Source organism: Streptomyces sp. NPDC033221 (assembly GCF_055577005.1).
Window position 1 is genome coordinate 58,369 of record NZ_JBVIQN010000025.1, and the last position, 15,004, is coordinate 73,372.

The following is a 15,004-nucleotide window of genomic DNA, read 5'->3' on the forward strand; positions in this document are numbered from 1 at the left end:
TGGTGGACATGATCACCGTCGCGCTCGATACCGCCGTTCCGCCCGCGCCCCGCTGGGCAATCCGGGCTGCTCATGTCGCCGCGCTCGTCACCCTGCCGACCGGGATCTGGCGCCTCCTGCTGGCGGCCGGCCATCCGGCCGGGTACACCGACGCCGGCTACGCGGCGATGGGCCTCACCGGCTGGGGTGCGGTGTACGTGGTCGGCCTCAGTGCGGCCGGCGAGGCACTCGCACTGCTCACGCTCGGCCTCGCCCGGCCCTGGGGCGAGGTGCTCCCGCGCTGGATACCCCTGCTCGGCGGCCGCCGGGTCCACCCCACGGCGGCCGTCGTCCCGGCCGGCCTCGGCGCCATCGCCCTGACCGTCCTGTGGACGCCGTTCGTCGCCTGGTGGGCCATCCCCCACCCCGGCATGACCGTGCTCGGCAACGTCATCGTCGGATTCCTCTACCTGCCCCTGGTCGCCTGGGGGCCACTGCTCGGCGCCGTCGCCATCTCGTACCACCGCCGGCATCGCGCGACATGGTCGAAGTAACCATCGACCGAGTGCCGGCGAGCGGCGTGTTCCGGATCGTGGACAACGGCTCCTCCCGCTGGAGGCAGAAGGCCGCCGACCGACTTGCCACGGCGTTTCCGAACGCCGTCATGGTCCACACGTCCGTGCACGCTTTCTGACTGGATCAGGTGGAAAGACTTCCCGAGCTGACCGCTGAGTCTCATCCCGCGCGCGGAGGTACGCCTCCAGTTCAGCGGCGCCGGCCAGCATCGCGCGCCCACGGGTGGACAGCCGGCCGTGCCAGTCGCGCAGTGCGGCTTCCAAGGGCTCCACCCCGCCGGCCGCCCGTACCTGGGTGATCAGCGGGGCGATCTGCTCCAGCAGGTAGCCGCCCCGGCGGAGCTGGTGGACCAGTCGGGCGTCCCGTACGTCGGCCTCGTCGTAGACGCGGTATCCGGTGAGCCGGTCACGGCGCGGCCGGACCAGCCCGGCGCGCTCCCAGGTGCGCAGGGTCGCGGGCCGGATGCCCAGCAGGTCGGCGAGCGGTCCGATGAAGGTGGCGCCGGTGGTGGGCGCCGTGTCGGTCTCGGGTGGCGTGCGGGGCTCCAGGTCGTGGATGGCTCTTTCCACGGCCTGGAGGGTGCGCCGGTCGTCCAGGAGCTGGGCGTGGCTCTCGTCGATGAGGCGGCATGCCTCGTCGTCCGCGCCCTGGTTCACCGCTTGCATGACCGATGCCGCCGTCCGGTGGCCGTGGCCCGGCACCAGGGCGAGGAACGCGCGCAGGGCCCGCGCGTGCAGCGGGGTGTAGGTGCGGTAGCCGTGCGGTGTGCGGTCGGCGGCCGGAAGGATGCCGGCCTCCTCGTAGTTCCTGACGGCCTGCGTGGACAGACCGTGTCCACGCGCCAGGTCGATCGGCCTGAGCCGATCGCCGTTTTGAAGGTTACGTCCCAAAATCCTGGAGCTTTCGCGCAAAAGTTTCCACCGAAGATTCAACGATACCGTTGAGGCCATGGCAATTGACATCAAGGACTTCACCCATGCCGTCGAAGCCACCGCCGTACTGAAGCTGCTTCCGGCCCGGCCGCGGCTGCTCGCCCTGGGCGAGCCCACCCACGGCGAGGACATCCTGCTCGACGTACGCAACGACCTCTTCCGGCAGCTCGTCGAGCAGGAGGGCTACCGGACGATCGCGATCGAGAGCGACTGCATGCTGGGCCTGCTCGTGGACGACTACGTCACCGCGGGGACGGGCACCCTCGACGAGGTCATGGCGCGCGGCTTCAGCCACGGGTTCGGCGCGTCGGCGGCCAACCGCGAACTCGTGCGCTGGATACGGACGTACAACGACGGCCGGCCCGCGTCCGAGCGGGTCCGCTTCGCCGGCTTCGACGGCCCGCTGGAGATCACCGGCGCCGCGAGCCCCCGGCAGGCCCTCACCGCGCTCCACGGCTACCTCGCGGCCCGGGTGGACGCCGGCCTGCTGCCCTGCACAGCGGAAACGCTCGACCGTCTGCTCGGCGCCGACGACCGGTGGAACGATCCGGCCGTGATGATGGACCCGACCCGGTCCGTGGGGCAGACGGCCGAGGCCAGGGAGCTGCGGGTGCTCACCGACGATCTGGTGGCGCTGCTGGACGAGCAGTCGCCGCATCTGATCACGGCGACCTCGCGGGACGGCTGGGACCGGGCGCGCCTGTACGGGCGTACCGCCGTCGGGTTGCTGCGGTACCACTTCTGGATGGCCGACACGTCACCGGCCCGTATGACGCGGCTGGTCGGGGTGCGGGACCAGATGATGGCCGACAACCTCTTCGCCGTCGCCGAACGGGACCCGGTGCTGGTCCACGCCCACAACCTCCATCTCCAGCGGGACAGGGCCATGACGCGGATGGGCGACGAGCCGCTGGAATGGTGGGGCGCCGGCGCGATCGTGAGCGCCCGCCTGGGCGAGAGGTACGCCTTTCTGGCCACGGCACTCGGCACGATCCGGCACCGGGGAGTCGACGCCCCGCCGCCGGGCACCGTCGAGGGACTGCTGTACGCGCTTCTGGAGGACCGCTGCGTCGTCGACGCTCCCCGGCTGGTGGCCGCCCTCGGCGACACGCTGCCCGACCCGCGCGAGTCACCGTACTACGGCTACTTCCCGCTCGACCCGGAGCACTTGGCCAGGCACGACGGACTCCTGTTCATCAAGGACGTGCCGCAGGGCTGAGCGGGCGCGCGCAGCTTCCCCGTCAGTCGTAGACGACCCGGAATTCCGGGGCTCCCGCCTCGTACTTCTCAAGCAGGGCGCGGAGTCTGCCGGCTGCTTCCGGGGCCCGCAGTGTGGCTGCCCCGAATAGTGCGAACCGCGATGAAGTCATCGCCAGGTCCGCGACAGAGCCACGACGGCCCGGCCGGGGCGCCCGCCCTACTCAGGCGCGCGCCCCGGCCGGGCCGGTCCGTCCTCGCTATCAGTGCTCTGCGGGCATCTCCGGGTTGCGCCGGACTCCGGCTGCGGCGAGGACCGCGCCGACCACGCACAGCACGCCGGTGACGAGGGCCGCCGTGTGCACACCGTTGATGAACGCCTGGCCGCTGCCTTCGACGACCGCGGACCTCAGCTGTTCCGGCATGTCGCCGCCGACCGGCGACGCTCCCATCGCCACCGCGTCCTTGGCCTCGTGGAGATGCGCGGCCATGGGGGCGGGCACCCCGGCCGAGGTCAGCTCGTCCGTCAGGGTCGTGCCGACCCTGCTGCTGATCAGGGACATCAGGACTGACGTCCCCAGAGCGCCGCCGACCTGCAGCGCGGTGGCCTGCAAGCCGCCGGCGACCCCCGCGTCACTGACGGGCGCGTTGCCGACGATCGCGTCGGAGGAGGCGGCCATCACCATGCCCACGCCCAGGCCGAGCGCGATGAACGGCGGCCACATCGCCGCGTACGAGGAGTGCACGCCCCAGCCGAGGATGCCGAAGGAGGCGCCTGCTTGCAGCACCATGCCCAGCGGCATCGACAGCCGGGCGCCGAACCGTTCGGTGAGCTTCGCGCCCAGGGGTGAGGCGACCACGGAGGCCAGGCTCAGCGGCAGGGTGCGTACGCCGGCCTCGACGGGCGTGAAGCCGCGTACGTTCTGCAGGTAGAGCATGACGAAGAAGATCACGCCGAGCAGGACGAAGAAGTTGACGGCGGTGATGACCGTACCGATGGTCAGCGCGGGGCTGCGGAACAGCCGCATCGGCAGGATCGGGTGCCCCCGGTCCGAGCCGGTACGGGAGTTCGGCGCCGGGCGCCCGAGACGCGTCTCGTACCAGCCGAAGCCCAGCAGGACGACGATGCCCGCCGCGAGCACTCCGAGGGTCGAGCCCGCGGTCCACCCCCACGACTCCCCCTTGACGACGCCGAAGACGACGAGGAGCAGGCCGAGCGCGAGGAGGATCACGCCGGGGATGTCGAAGCGGTGGCGGCCCGCCGGGCTCTTGCTCTGCGGCAGGACGAACGCGCTGAACGCCAGGGCCAGGACGCCGATGGGAGCGTTGATGTAGAAGACCGACTGCCAGTTGACGTGCTCGACCAGGAGCCCGCCGACGATCGGGCCGAGTGCCGTGGACACGGACGACACCATGGCCCAGATGCCCACCGCCATACCGAACTTCTTCGGCGGGAAGGCCGCGCGCAGCAGACCCAGGGTGTTGGGCATGAGGAGGGCGCCGAAGAAGCCCTGCACCGCGCGGAAGGCGATGACGCCCTCGATCGAGCCCGACAGGCCGATGGCCACCGAGGCCAGGGCGAAGCCGGCGACGCCGACCAGGTAGTACGTACGGCGGCCGAACCGGTCACCGAGCTTGCCGCCGAGGATCAGCGTGGCGGCCAGGGCGAGCAGGTAGGAGTTGGTGACCCACTGCAGATCGGCGGTGGAGGCGTGCAGGTCCCGGCCGATCTCCGGGTTCGCGATCGAGACGACCGAGCCGTCGAGGCCGACCATGAACAGGCCGAAGGCGACCGCGATGAGCGTCAGCCAGGGGTGGCCGCGTCGGCCGCCTGCCGGTTCCGGCGCGGGCGGAGCGTGGGTGGGCAGGGGTGAGCTGCCCATGACGGAGGAGGACATGGAGATGCCTTGCTTCTTCGAAGAGGGAATTACGGCGTTGCCGTGAGGAGCGATGTACGGCGCTGCCGGGAGGAGGGACATGCCCGCCTCGCAGAGGAGAGCGCGGTGCTACCGTCGGCCGCTCGGGACGTCAGTCCGAGGCACGGTGGATCTGCTGCGCCAGTCCCTGGAGGGCGCCGAGGGCGGACCCGATGGCGTCGAGGTCGCCGTCCGTGAGGGTGTGGAGTGCCTCGACGAGGTAACCGTCCACGAGACTGCCGACCGCGGCGACCTGGCGCCGGGCCTCTGCCGTCAGATGCAGGTGCGCCACCCGCTTGTCGGCCGTGTCCTGCCTGCGCTCCAGCAGGCCTTGGGCGGCCAGCTGGGTGACCAGGGCGCTCACGTTGTTGGGCTTGACGAGCAGCGCGTCGGCAGCCGCGCGCACGGTGGCGCCGTCGTGTTCGGCGACGTACCGCAGCAGCGCGATCTGACTGTCGGGGAGCCTGGGGAACGGGATGTCCTGGACGATCCGCCGGTCGAGAGCCCGGTGCAGTGCGGGCAGGACGGCCGCGAGCCCGGAGGCGATACGGCGGGTGTCCTGGTCGGACGCACGGGAGGCGGGCATACGGACAGATTAGGTATGAGGGCATACCTATGTCAAAGCCGCGGGGTTTGTCTGTGGCAGGGGACGAGTGCTCTGGATCAGCGGTAAGGGCTTCAGCGGCCGACGCGCGCCAGCGGTACCGTGATCTCCTTCAGCCAGGTACGGCGGGCGAAGTCGCGGGCCTTGACGACCACCGCGTCGCGCCCCACCTCGACCTGGAGTCCCTGGTTGAAGGCGCCCCCGACGGCGACCTCGCCGCCCTTGCCGTCGTCCCGGTAGCCGGTCTGGACAGCCCCGGTGTTGACGACCGTGAACCCGCTCAGGTTCGCGATGCCCGGCACGACGCGGCGCACCACCCAGTCGGAGAGTCCCAGGTCCCAGTGGGTGTGACCGCTGAAGAGGAAGACGTCCGGGTGGCGGCCGAGCAGGCCCAGGAGGCGGTCGGCCTGGAGGTAGTCGCTCGCGTAGAGCTTGTTGCGGGTGCCGGAGACCGTGTTGGGCAGGGGGTGGTGGGTGATCACCATGACCGGCCTACGGCGGCGCGACCAGTACCGGAGACGGTCCTCCAGCCAGCTGAACTGCGCGTCGCTGAGCCAGACCTCGTCCCAGAGTTTCGCGTCGTGGTAGTGCGAGTACCGCTCGGTGCCGAGGGTCAGGACGGGGACGCCGCCGAAGGAGGTCTCCGAGTGCACCGTGCCGCGGCCGGCGAAGCGGTGGAAGCTGCGGAAGAGGGAGTCCTCGGTGGTGTCGTTGGGCCAGGTGTCCTGGGACAGGGTGTCGGGGTCGCGCCACTTCGGTACGTAGAACTCGTGGTTGCCGATCGCCCAGGCCACGTCGCGCGGGTGGGAGTGGCGGGCCAGTTCGGCGCTGACCTGGGCGTACTCGGCGTCGTAACCGCGCGGCGTGATGTCGCCCGCGACCGCGAGGCCGACGCTGCGCGGATTGACGGCGGCCATGTCGTCCAGAGCCCGGCCGAAGTCGCGCAGGTCTCCTTGGATGTCACTGATGACGTTGAACCGTACGGCGCCCCGGCCGTGATCCCGGCCCGGGGTCCCGGATGGGGCTGCGTGGGCCTGCGGGGCACCGGCCGCGGCTGCCAGCGCGCCGCCGCCCGCGGCGAGAAGGGATCTGCGGTCCATGTGCGGCTCCGTGTGCATGGGTGCGGGGTGTCGTTCTGCCGTTTGTGAAGATCACGGCATCGGGTGCACTCCGTCCCACGCACAGCGGGCGTGGGCATGTGCGGAGCATGAACATACGCGTGCTGCGCGCCGAGCCGGGGCCCGGATACAGGTCGAATGAGGCAGGTCGAGGGACGCAGGTCGAGTGAGGCGGATCGGGCCAGGCCCACGCTGGTCAGATCGGCGTGCTGCCGGCGTCCCGGGCCGCCCACCACGCCAGGCAGGCCAGCCCCGACACCACGAGCGCGGCCACCGCGGCTATCACCGGCACCGCGGCCCGCACCCCGCGACCGCCTCGGTCGCCGACGGCGGCCCGGACACCGGCCCAGCTCGCGAGCGTGAAAGTGGGAACACCGAGTACCATCACCGGCAGTTCGGCATAAAGCAGGGGCGCATACGCGGCCGAGCCGCTGGTCGGGGCGTCGGGGCGGGGCGTTCAGTCAGGCATTCAGACGGGGCGGACCAGTTCCCAGGTGTCGACGGCGAAGTCGAGTGTCATGCCGTGCCGTTCGTAAAGGGCGAGGGCGCCGCTGCTGTTGTCGGTGTCGACACCCAGACCTATGAGGTTTCGGCCGAGGCCCGCGTAGTGGCCGAAGGCGTGCCGCAGGAGGTAGCTGCCGAGGCCGCGGCCGCGGGCCGCGGCCAGGACACCGAGGTGGGTGATCCAGGCCTTCGAGGCACGGACGTTGTGGGTGCGCAGCATGGCGGCGTCGCCGAGGCCGTCGACATGCGCGATCCATATCAGTGACCAGTCCGCGCGCTCGGCGTCGATATCGTCCAGCCACTGTTCGTACGTCCGGGGCTGGAAGTCGAAGTGCCCGGAGAACGATTCCTGGAGCAGCGCGTGGGCGCGTCGGCGGTCCGCCTCGGTGCGGCAGGGGCGCAAGGTCACGCCGGGCGGCGGGTCCGGCAGCCGGTCGGTGGCGGTGGACAGGGTGCGGTTCAGCACGTTGTAGCGGCGCACCGTCCGCCAGCCCCGTTCGCGCAGCGCGTCCGGGTCCATGGTGGGTGCGGTGTTGAGGTGGAGGTGTATCACCGCCCGCGTCGCGCCGTTGGCGGCCGCCCGTCGCAGGGCCCGCGCCTCCATCAGGTCGTACAGATGCAGGGCGCCTGCCGGCCTGCCGGGCAGGATGTAGTGGTCCATGTCGATGCGCTCGCCGCCGGACTCGTCCCACAGCAGGCCGTATGCGATCAGCCGCTCGGCGTCGAACATCAGCCAGGAATCCCGTTCCAGGTCCGCCTCGGGGTGCTTGAGGTCCGCCTGCACCTCGCTCAGGTCGGTGTCGGCACGGCCTGTCTCCAGCAGGTCGATCTCGTTGAGCAGCGCGCACACCGTTGCCGCGTCGTCGAGCGTTGCCGGGCGTATGGTCAGGCCGGGCGGCGGGGTGCGGGGCGAGGTCATGCGACCACTGTCCGGGGGCCGGGTCCGGGGCGCAACGCACTTTCCGAGAACGATCGCCGCGGTCGGCTGTCGCTTCCGTACGGCCGTACCCTCTTCGCGAGTCACAAGTCACCACTCACCGCTCACCGCTCACCGCTCACCGGAAAGCAGTCAGCAGTCAGCAGCAACCGGCCGGCAACCGACAGCCAACAACCATCAGCGCTCCGGCGCTCCAGCGGAGGAAGACCGTGACGCCATCGCCACCGCCCCTTTCCCGCCGCGCTCTCCTGGGGGCGGCGGCGCTCGTGCCGCTGGCCGGGTGCACGACGAACAGGCCCCCCACTCCCCCGCCCGCCACCGTCTCGCCTCCCACGTCCGCCCCCTCCGCGGCCGCCGGGCGCGACCCGCACCGGCGTCTGGGCGAGTTGGAGCGGGAGTACGGCGCCCGGCTTGGGGTTTACGCCCTCGCCACCGGTACGGGAGCCACCGTGGCCTACCGGGCGGACGAACGGTTCGCATTCTGCTCCACGTTCAAGGGACTGGCGGCCGCGGCGGTTCTGCGCCGCAATCCGCTCTCGCATCTGGATACGGTCGTCACGTACACCGAGGCCGACCTGATGAAGCACTCCCCCCTTACCAGGAAGCAGGTAGCGACGGGTATGACGATCCGGGGGCTGTGTGACGCGGCTATCCGTCACAGCGACGGAACAGCCGGGAATCTGCTGGTCCGCGATCTCGGAGGGCCGGGTGAACTGACGGCCTTCACCCGCGGCCTCGGCGATACGGTGACCCGGATGGACCGGATGGAACCCGCCATCACGGAAGCCACGCCGGGAGACCCCCGCGACACCACTTCTCCCCGGGCGATCGGCACCGATTACCAAAAGATCGTGCTGGGGAACGTACTGACGGCCGATAAACGCGGCTTCCTCAGCAACCTGCTGGTACGGAACACCACCGGCGACCGGCGCATCCGGGCCGCCGTCCCCCGGGGGTGGACCGTGGCCGACAAGACGGGAACCGGGGATTACGGAACCCTCAACGACATCGCCGTCGTATGGCCGTCGAAATCCGCGCCACCGCTTCTCATTTCGCTCATGTCCAGCAAGGCCGCCAAGGATGCCGAGTACGACCAGCGGCTCCTCGCCCAGGCCGCTGAATACGTGCTGGCCACGCTCACCTGACTAGGAGTGGAAGCGGGTGGTCTCGTGCAGTCCGGCGCGGGGGACGGTGATGTTGTTGACGGGCGCGGTGGAATCCGCGTAGCCGAAGGAGATACCGAACAGGAGCTTGTGGAGCCTGTCGTTACCGGTGGCGCTCATACCAAGTGACTCACGAATGGTGTCGGCGTAGAAACTCAGCAGTCCCTGCGGGCAGCTGGCGATGCCGTACGCCGTCATGGCCAGCAGGAGCGTCTGCCCGTACATGCCGAGGTCGGCGGCCATGCGCTCTTCGGCCTGGGGCGGCAGGAACAACAACGCGACGTGCGGAGCGCCGTAGAAGTTCAGGCTTTCGGCGTTGAAGGCCTCGCGTTCTTCGTGGTCGTCGCGGCCTATGCCCAGTGCGCCGTACATCGCGGCACCCGCCTCGTGGCGCCGCCGCGCGTACGCGCCCGTGTACAGGCCGTCCTGGTAAGGGAAATCCAGCGACATGCGTTGGGCGGCGTGCGCGGCGGTCAGGTCCGCGCCCAGCCGGTCCCTGGCCGCGCCGCTGACCACCTCGACGTGCCAGGGCTGCGTGTTGGAGTTGGAAGGGGCGGCGCCGGCCAGGGAGAAGACGGCGCGCATCGTGTCTTCCGGTACCGGGTCCGGGACGAACGCGCGGGTCGCGCGCCGGGCGCGGATCAGCGTTTCGGCGTGGTCGGGTGAGAAGGCGGTGGAGCTGGGCATGGGATTCTCGTTTCGCAGGTGTGGAAGTCCGCGGTCGGTGCCGGTTCCGGTGGACAGTGGCCACTGCTCCAGGCAGTGGTCATTGCTCCAGGAAGGAGTCGATGAGGCGGTCCGCCGCTTCCTTCAGCGCGAGGGCGGATTTCTCGGCCGCGTAGACCTGGGTGGTGACGCTGGCGCCCTCCACCAGCATCTGGAGCATGTAGCCCAGCGCCCGATGGTCGCGTACGGGAAGCTGCGCGACGAGTTCCGTCAGCAGTTCCAGGTAGGTGGCCTTCAGTTCGTCGACGGCCACGCGTACCGGATGGGTACGGTCGGGGAATTCGACGGAGGCGTTCACCAGTGGGCAGCCCCGGTAGCCGGGTTCGCTGATCTGTTCCGCGATTTCGGCGATGACGTGACGGAGTTGCGCCAACGGGTCGTCCGGGCAGGCGGCCCGTGCCGTTTCCAGCCAGACGCGAGACGGCACCGCCTTCGCCTTCACATAAGCCAGCGCGAGGCCATCCTTGGATGCGAAGTTGCGGTAGATGGTCGGTTTTCCGACGCCCGAGCGTTCCGCGATCTCGGCCACTCCCGCCGAGCGGATTCCTTCCCGGTAGAACAGTTCGCACGCGGTCTCCCACACGCGCTGGCCGGCCGGCGAGTGCTTTTGCTGCTCTGCTGCCATCGAATCTCCGGTTCACGGTTGACGACACAGGCCGTACCGATCGGTACGCCTGAACAGTACCGATCGGTACGCGGAGCGTCAAACTGCGAACGTCGGAGGGGGGAAGGGGAATTGACTGAAGGGGGGTGCGACGGTCAGTCCGGGCCCGCGGTGAGTTGTGTGAGGTCAACCGCGTCGGCGCCCGTATGCGGTGCGGGAATGAGGAGACAGGCAGCGGCTACGGCCGCGAGCACGACGGCCAGGCAGGCCGAACCCGTACGGCCGCGGGCCCACCTGGCTTTGAAACGTACGGGGTCCTCCACCAACACCTTGGAAAGGCACCCGGCGACGAGGGACACAGCGATGAGGACCGATGTACGGACCCAGCCGCCGAATCCGAGAATCTCTGCAGAAAGGAGCAGGTAGAGCGGCCAGTGCCAGAGGTAGAGGCTGTAGGAGACGGCACCCAGCGACCGTAGGGGCCTGCTTCCCAGGAGACGGCCGACGGGGCCGGCCGGGGCGTGCGCGAGCAGGGCGATGAGCAGGGCCGCGGCCAGGGAGTGGAGGAAGAGGCCCCCGCGGAAGAGGAAGGGCGCGTTCGGTCCGTCGGTGAGGAACCAGGACGTGCCGAGGCCGCATACCAGTACGGCGCAGAGCCAGTTGGCCAGGCGAACCGGTGTCCTGGACAACAGGCGGCGGGCCGGGTCCATGGCCACCAGGGCTCCCAGCAGCAGCGAGAAGGCCCGGGTGTCGGTGCCCTCGTACGCGCGCGTGGTGTCCGGACCGTGCGCGAGGACGACCATGGCCGCAAGGGAGGCGACGGCCCCGGCGGCGGCGACCACCGGTATGAGGCGGCGTGTGGCCCGCCCTCGGGCCAGAGCGGCGACCACCACCGGCCAGACGAGGTAGAACTGCCACTCGACCCCGATGCTCCACAGGTGGCTGAAGACGCGGGTGTCGGCGTCGTTCCAGTAGCCGACCTGCTCGCTGATGAAGTGCCAGTTCGTCGCCTGGAGCGCCGCCCACGGACCGTCCTCCAGGGCGAAGCCCAGCAGGTACGGCGGGCCGACCGCCCAGGCGAGGAGCAGCGCCGCAACGATCATTACTGTCAGCGCGGGCAGCAGGCGGCGCGCCCGCCGTTCCCAGAAGGCGGCCAGGCCGATGCTGCCCCGCCGGCTGTCGGCTTCCTTGAGCAGCAGGCCGGTGATCAGGAAGCCGGACAGGACGAAGAACAGGTCCACGCCGAGGAAGCCGCCGCCGAAGTGTCCGGCATGGAAGAACAGCACCCCCAGGACCGCGAGGCCGCGCAGCCCGTCCAGGGGCGTGATGTGCCGGCGGGCCACCTGGGAGCGGGGGCGGCCGTGGCGGCGACGGACGGGCAGTTGGGAGGGTGGCGCGGTCGCAGAGGTCGGCATGTGCGGGTCCTTGGAAGGGGAAAGGGGAAGCGGGTGCGGCTCCGCGTTGTGCGGAGCCGCACGGTCGGGGCGCGCCGGTGTCCGCCCCGTCAGGGGGGCGACCGCCGTACGGGCAGCGGCGACGCCGGCGACGCCAGGTACAGGCCGCGATTCCGCACGCCCCGACGGGGCTGGTTCAGCTCTCGGCTCAGCCGCACTTGAGCTGGCTGTAGACCTTCGATCCGGTCCAGGAACCCTTCGCCCACTGGTCCGCGGGGGCGGGCTTGAAGGAGTAGTGCTTGCCCAGCTGGCCTCCGAACCAGTTGGCGAACGATGCCGCGCCCTGGGGGCAGGAGTGGATGCCGTCCTGGCTGCGCTGCGCCTTGGCCGCGGTGTTGTCGGTGCCCCACAGCGCGGAGGCGTCGAGGAAACGGGCCTGGTCGGGGTTTTTGTCGGCCGCCTCCTTGGCCGCCTTCGGGGCGGACTTGATGGCGGCCTCATGGCCCTTGTAGAACTCGTCGATCTTGAACGGCGGGGCGGAGACGATGACGAGCCGGGCGCCCGCGTCCTTCGCGGCCTTCGCGAGGCGCTCGTACGAACTGCTCTGCTGGGCGGGCGTACCCCAGTCGTAGGTGGTGACCTGGTAGGCGATGACGTCCGGGTGGAAGGACTCGACCGCCTTGGACAGGCTCTTGAAGGTGTCGTCGGCGAACTGGGCGGTGGGGCCGTCGCCCTTGACGACCGTGCCGCCGCCCGCGGAGGCGATGGACTTGAACTCCACGCCGCCGGCCTTCATGGCGGCGTCCAGCGCGGGGGCCTCCGCATCGGCGATCGAGTCGCCCATCCAGAGCAGCTTCGAGAACGGCTTGCCGCCCTTGTCGCCCGCGGGAGACGCGGCGGCGGACGCGTCGTCGCCGCTCTTCTCGCCGGACGCCGAGCCGCCGCAGCCGGTGAGAGCGAGAAGGGACGCGCCCACGACGAGAAGGGCCCCGGCGGCCATGGCCGGGTTCTTGAGCCCTCGGGAGCGGCGCTCCGGGGCGGTGGGCGTGGTGGACCGCTGCTGTGCGGGGGACGGGGTCTGCTCCATGTGCTTGCTGTGCATGCCTTCGAGGCAACCACGGCGCACGGGCCCTGACGACGCTTGTCATCCGCTGGTCACACACTGCGGAGAAGCCCGTCATACGGTCCTCACACGATGGCCGAGAACGGGCCGGGCGCACACCTCGGGTACGGGTGGTGGCGCCGCGGACGTGCGTGTCAGACGGCGCCGAGCGCGGTCATCATGCCGAGGCCGTCCGAGACGACCCAGTACTCGGTGAAGCGGCCGTCGGCGACGCGGAAGATGTCCTGTCCGGCGAAGGAGACCCGGGTGCCGGCCGGGGCTGTGGCGCCGGGGATGCCGCCGCGGTACACGCCGTGAAAGGTCCAGTGTGCCGCCACCAGTCCTTCCCCGACGATCGGGCCGACGTCCAGGGTGTTCTTGATGTCGTCGAAGTACGCGTACGACTGGCGGACCTGGTCGGTCATCCCCTGTGGGCCGTGCACGTCGAATGCGGGCCAGTGGCCGACGATGCCGGGGGCGAAGATCTCCTCGGCCGCGGAGAAGTCGCCGTGCCACAGGTCGAAGAGCCAGCGGCGGTAGAGCGTAGCGATGGCGTCCATGTCTTCATTTTGCGTACGCGTACGCATGGGGTCAATGACCGGCCTTGGTCAGTCACCGGTGTCGGTCAGTCACCGCGCTGCGGCATCGGACGCCGCCGGTCCTCCGTCGGCGCCGTCAGGGAGGTCACCAGGACGGCGAGGTCGCCGGTGAAATGGTCGCGGCGGTCCGCGGACCGCCAGTACGGGCGCAGCGCGGCCACCGCGGGGTACTGGGCGGGGTCGGCCTCGACGGGCACGCTCACCTGGTACGGAGGACGGTCGGCGGGGCGGTCGGCGTGCTGGGTGAGGTCGCCGAGGAGGAAGTTCCAGACGATCCGGTTGGCGGTGGCCGCCTCCTCCAGCGACAGGCCGCAGGCTTGCCACGAGGTGTAGATCTCCTCCAGGAGCCACAGGACCGAGGGGGCCATCAGATCGCCCCGGCCCAGCACGTCCACGATCCAGGGCCGGGCCGCCAGTTCGTCGCGCTGCCAGGTCAGCAGGGCGAGCAAGCGGGCGCGGGGCTCGTCGGGCAGCGCGGGCCGGGGCAGGTCGGCCACGATGCGGTCCAGGAGGAGGATGAGGAGTTCGTCCTTGTCCCGTACGTGCCGGTAGATGCTCATCGGGGCGCTGCCCAGCGCCTCGGCGACCCGGCGCATGGTCAGCGCCCGGCTGCCTTCCCTGGTGACGATGTCCAGGGCCGCCTCGATGACGCGGTCGCGGGAGAGCCGGGGCGGTCGCCCGCGGCGCGCCGTGACCCGCCCGGTGGCCGTTTCCCGTTCCGCGGCCGCGCCCGTACCCGTACCCGTACCCGCTGTGTTGTGCTCGCTCACGGGAGCAGTCTGGCATCGGGGGAAAGCGGGCCGGCGGGCGGAGACAGAAGGCAGGAGGCGGAGGGCGAGTCGCAGCCGTCGCGCGCTTTCGGCGACATCCGCGTTTCCAGGCCACGTGCCCATCCAGGTAAGTGAGGACTTCGCGACCGTCGCCGTCAGTGCCGAGGTAGCGCGGGTGGCGCCGACGCGGACGACGTGCTGGACGAAGCCGCCCGGCAAGGGCGATTCAGGCATTCCCCCACTCTGGCGCACGCTCGCTCGCGACGCTCGACGCGGGCCATTCCAGGACCGTCAGTTCGGGCCACTGCTCCTGCCACCGAGCGGTCTTCGTCTCGTAGACCGCGCGCGGAGCGAGTACCGGGTTGGGGCGGACGACCAGGTTGAACACGTCGGAGAGTCCGTGCGGCGCGTACACCCGCCACCGGCCGTCGGGTTCCGTACGGACTCCCAGGCAGCACGTCGTCGCGGCGAAGCTGTCGATGGCGGCCTCGGTGCAGTCGTACGGCGGGCACGCCACGCCGAACTTCTCCTCGTACCAGAGGTGGACCCGCGCCTCGTTGCGGATCTCGACCTCGGCGGGCAGACCGGCGAAGGCCTTCCGTCCGGCCTGGATCACGGCGTCCTCCGCCTGCCAGGAAAGATCGCCGTCGTCGAAGTAGAAGACGTCGTAGTCCTTGATCCCGTCGGTCGACGGCCTGCCCGTGACCACGTTCCGTACGGTCTGGAACAGGCATCCTGCCGTCACGTACCAGCCGGGCAGGTCCAGCGTCGCGGTGCGCGCCAGCACCTCCGTCAGTACGTCGTTGCGGGAGAGCGTCGCGCGTAGCGCGTCGAGTTGCCGGTCGAGAGGGAGTCTGCCGATCACCGGCCCTGCCTACCACAG

General features: G+C 70.5%; 16 protein-coding genes. 3 read left to right on the plus strand and 13 right to left on the minus strand.

The features are described 5' to 3' along the window. Positions 1-8 precede the first annotated feature (8 nt). Positions 9-533, plus strand: coding sequence for a hypothetical protein (locus tag ACZ53K_RS28155; RefSeq protein WP_468841725.1), 525 nt, complete (start codon positions 9-11; stop codon positions 531-533). Positions 534-641: 108 nt separating this feature from the next. On the opposite strand, the gene ACZ53K_RS28160 is transcribed toward ACZ53K_RS28155, so the two are convergent. Continuing rightward, complete coding sequence (locus tag ACZ53K_RS28160; RefSeq protein ID WP_468841727.1) at positions 642-1,445, minus strand: TioE family transcriptional regulator; 804 nt, start codon at positions 1,443-1,445, stop codon at positions 642-644. Between the two features lie 58 nt (positions 1,446-1,503). Here ACZ53K_RS28160 and ACZ53K_RS28165 point away from each other — a divergent pair, with 58 nt between their 5' ends. Next, positions 1,504-2,706 (plus strand): erythromycin esterase family protein, encoded by a 1,203-nt coding sequence (locus ACZ53K_RS28165; protein WP_468841729.1) that lies wholly within the window; start codon positions 1,504-1,506, stop codon positions 2,704-2,706. A 241-nt stretch (positions 2,707-2,947) separates the two neighbouring features. Here ACZ53K_RS28165 and ACZ53K_RS28170 read toward each other — a convergent pair whose 3' ends face one another. The 5 genes from ACZ53K_RS28170 to ACZ53K_RS28190 form a co-directional block, all read right to left on the minus strand. After that, complete coding sequence (locus ACZ53K_RS28170) at positions 2,948-4,582, minus strand: MFS transporter (protein WP_468841731.1); 1,635 nt, start codon at positions 4,580-4,582, stop codon at positions 2,948-2,950. Between the two features lie 130 nt (positions 4,583-4,712). After that, positions 4,713-5,186: a MarR family winged helix-turn-helix transcriptional regulator gene (locus ACZ53K_RS28175; protein ID WP_468841733.1), complete on the minus strand. Its 474-nt coding sequence runs from the start codon at positions 5,184-5,186 to the stop codon at positions 4,713-4,715. 92 nt (positions 5,187-5,278) lie between these two features. Then, positions 5,279-6,304 (minus strand): metallophosphoesterase family protein, encoded by a 1,026-nt coding sequence (locus ACZ53K_RS28180; RefSeq protein WP_468841735.1) that lies wholly within the window; start codon positions 6,302-6,304, stop codon positions 5,279-5,281. Between the two features lie 214 nt (positions 6,305-6,518). Next, the gene (locus ACZ53K_RS28185; protein ID WP_468841737.1) at positions 6,519-6,707 is read right to left on the minus strand and encodes a hypothetical protein; all 189 of its coding nucleotides are present in this window, start codon (positions 6,705-6,707) and stop codon (positions 6,519-6,521) included. An 84-nt stretch (positions 6,708-6,791) separates the two neighbouring features. Further along, a complete protein-coding gene (locus ACZ53K_RS28190) occupies positions 6,792-7,745 on the minus strand; it encodes a GNAT family N-acetyltransferase (protein ID WP_468841739.1) in 954 nt (317 codons plus the stop codon). A gap of 227 nt (positions 7,746-7,972) precedes the next feature. Between ACZ53K_RS28190 and bla the strand changes: the two genes are divergently transcribed. Further along, the gene (bla, locus tag ACZ53K_RS28195) at positions 7,973-8,908 is read left to right on the plus strand and encodes a class A beta-lactamase (protein WP_468841741.1); all 936 of its coding nucleotides are present in this window, start codon (positions 7,973-7,975) and stop codon (positions 8,906-8,908) included. Here bla and ACZ53K_RS28200 read toward each other — a convergent pair whose 3' ends face one another. From ACZ53K_RS28200 to ACZ53K_RS28230, 7 genes are all read right to left on the minus strand, one after another. Beyond that, positions 8,909-9,613, minus strand: coding sequence for a nitroreductase (locus ACZ53K_RS28200; protein WP_468841743.1), 705 nt, complete (start codon positions 9,611-9,613; stop codon positions 8,909-8,911). It abuts the gene before it with no gap. A 79-nt stretch (positions 9,614-9,692) separates the two neighbouring features. After that, positions 9,693-10,277, minus strand: a complete 585-nt coding sequence (locus ACZ53K_RS28205; protein WP_468841745.1) for a TetR/AcrR family transcriptional regulator — start codon at positions 10,275-10,277, stop codon at positions 9,693-9,695. A gap of 134 nt (positions 10,278-10,411) precedes the next feature. Continuing rightward, positions 10,412-11,671 (minus strand): acyltransferase family protein, encoded by a 1,260-nt coding sequence (locus ACZ53K_RS28210; RefSeq protein WP_468841747.1) that lies wholly within the window; start codon positions 11,669-11,671, stop codon positions 10,412-10,414. Positions 11,672-11,858: 187 nt separating this feature from the next. Next, complete coding sequence (locus ACZ53K_RS28215) at positions 11,859-12,752, minus strand: SGNH/GDSL hydrolase family protein (RefSeq protein WP_468841749.1); 894 nt, start codon at positions 12,750-12,752, stop codon at positions 11,859-11,861. A 155-nt stretch (positions 12,753-12,907) separates the two neighbouring features. Further along, on the minus strand, positions 12,908-13,312 hold the full coding sequence (locus ACZ53K_RS28220; protein WP_468841751.1) for an ester cyclase: 405 nt from the start codon (positions 13,310-13,312) through the stop codon (positions 12,908-12,910). A 65-nt stretch (positions 13,313-13,377) separates the two neighbouring features. Then, positions 13,378-14,121 carry a TetR/AcrR family transcriptional regulator gene (locus ACZ53K_RS28225; RefSeq protein ID WP_468841753.1) on the minus strand — a complete coding sequence of 248 codons (744 nt, stop codon included), beginning with the start codon at positions 14,119-14,121 and terminating at the stop codon, positions 13,378-13,380. 226 nt (positions 14,122-14,347) lie between these two features. Next, entirely contained in the window at positions 14,348-14,986 is a 639-nt protein-coding gene (locus ACZ53K_RS28230; protein WP_468841755.1) for a nucleotidyltransferase family protein, read from the minus strand. Between the last annotated feature and the right edge of the window lie 18 nt (positions 14,987-15,004).

Bases quoted from the DNA above. Each gene is read 5' to 3' on its own strand.
- ACZ53K_RS28155 (WP_468841725.1), top strand. From the start codon at position 9: ATGATCACCGTCGCGCTCGATACCGCCGTTCCGCCCGCGCCCCGCTGG.
- ACZ53K_RS28165 (WP_468841729.1), top strand. From the start codon at position 1,504: ATGGCAATTGACATCAAGGACTTCACCCATGCCGTCGAAGCCACCGCC.
- ACZ53K_RS28170 (WP_468841731.1), bottom strand. From the start codon at position 4,582: ATGTCCTCCTCCGTCATGGGCAGCTCACCCCTGCCCACCCACGCTCCG.
- ACZ53K_RS28175 (WP_468841733.1), bottom strand. From the start codon at position 5,186: ATGCCCGCCTCCCGTGCGTCCGACCAGGACACCCGCCGTATCGCCTCC.
- ACZ53K_RS28180 (WP_468841735.1), bottom strand. From the start codon at position 6,304: ATGGACCGCAGATCCCTTCTCGCCGCGGGCGGCGGCGCGCTGGCAGCC.
- ACZ53K_RS28185 (WP_468841737.1), bottom strand. From the start codon at position 6,707: ATGGTACTCGGTGTTCCCACTTTCACGCTCGCGAGCTGGGCCGGTGTC.
- ACZ53K_RS28190 (WP_468841739.1), bottom strand. From the start codon at position 7,745: ATGACCTCGCCCCGCACCCCGCCGCCCGGCCTGACCATACGCCCGGCA.
- ACZ53K_RS28200 (WP_468841743.1), bottom strand. From the start codon at position 9,613: ATGCCCAGCTCCACCGCCTTCTCACCCGACCACGCCGAAACGCTGATC.
- ACZ53K_RS28205 (WP_468841745.1), bottom strand. From the start codon at position 10,277: ATGGCAGCAGAGCAGCAAAAGCACTCGCCGGCCGGCCAGCGCGTGTGG.
- ACZ53K_RS28210 (WP_468841747.1), bottom strand. From the start codon at position 11,671: ATGCCGACCTCTGCGACCGCGCCACCCTCCCAACTGCCCGTCCGTCGC.
- ACZ53K_RS28215 (WP_468841749.1), bottom strand. From the start codon at position 12,752: ATGCACAGCAAGCACATGGAGCAGACCCCGTCCCCCGCACAGCAGCGG.
- ACZ53K_RS28220 (WP_468841751.1), bottom strand. From the start codon at position 13,312: ATGGACGCCATCGCTACGCTCTACCGCCGCTGGCTCTTCGACCTGTGG.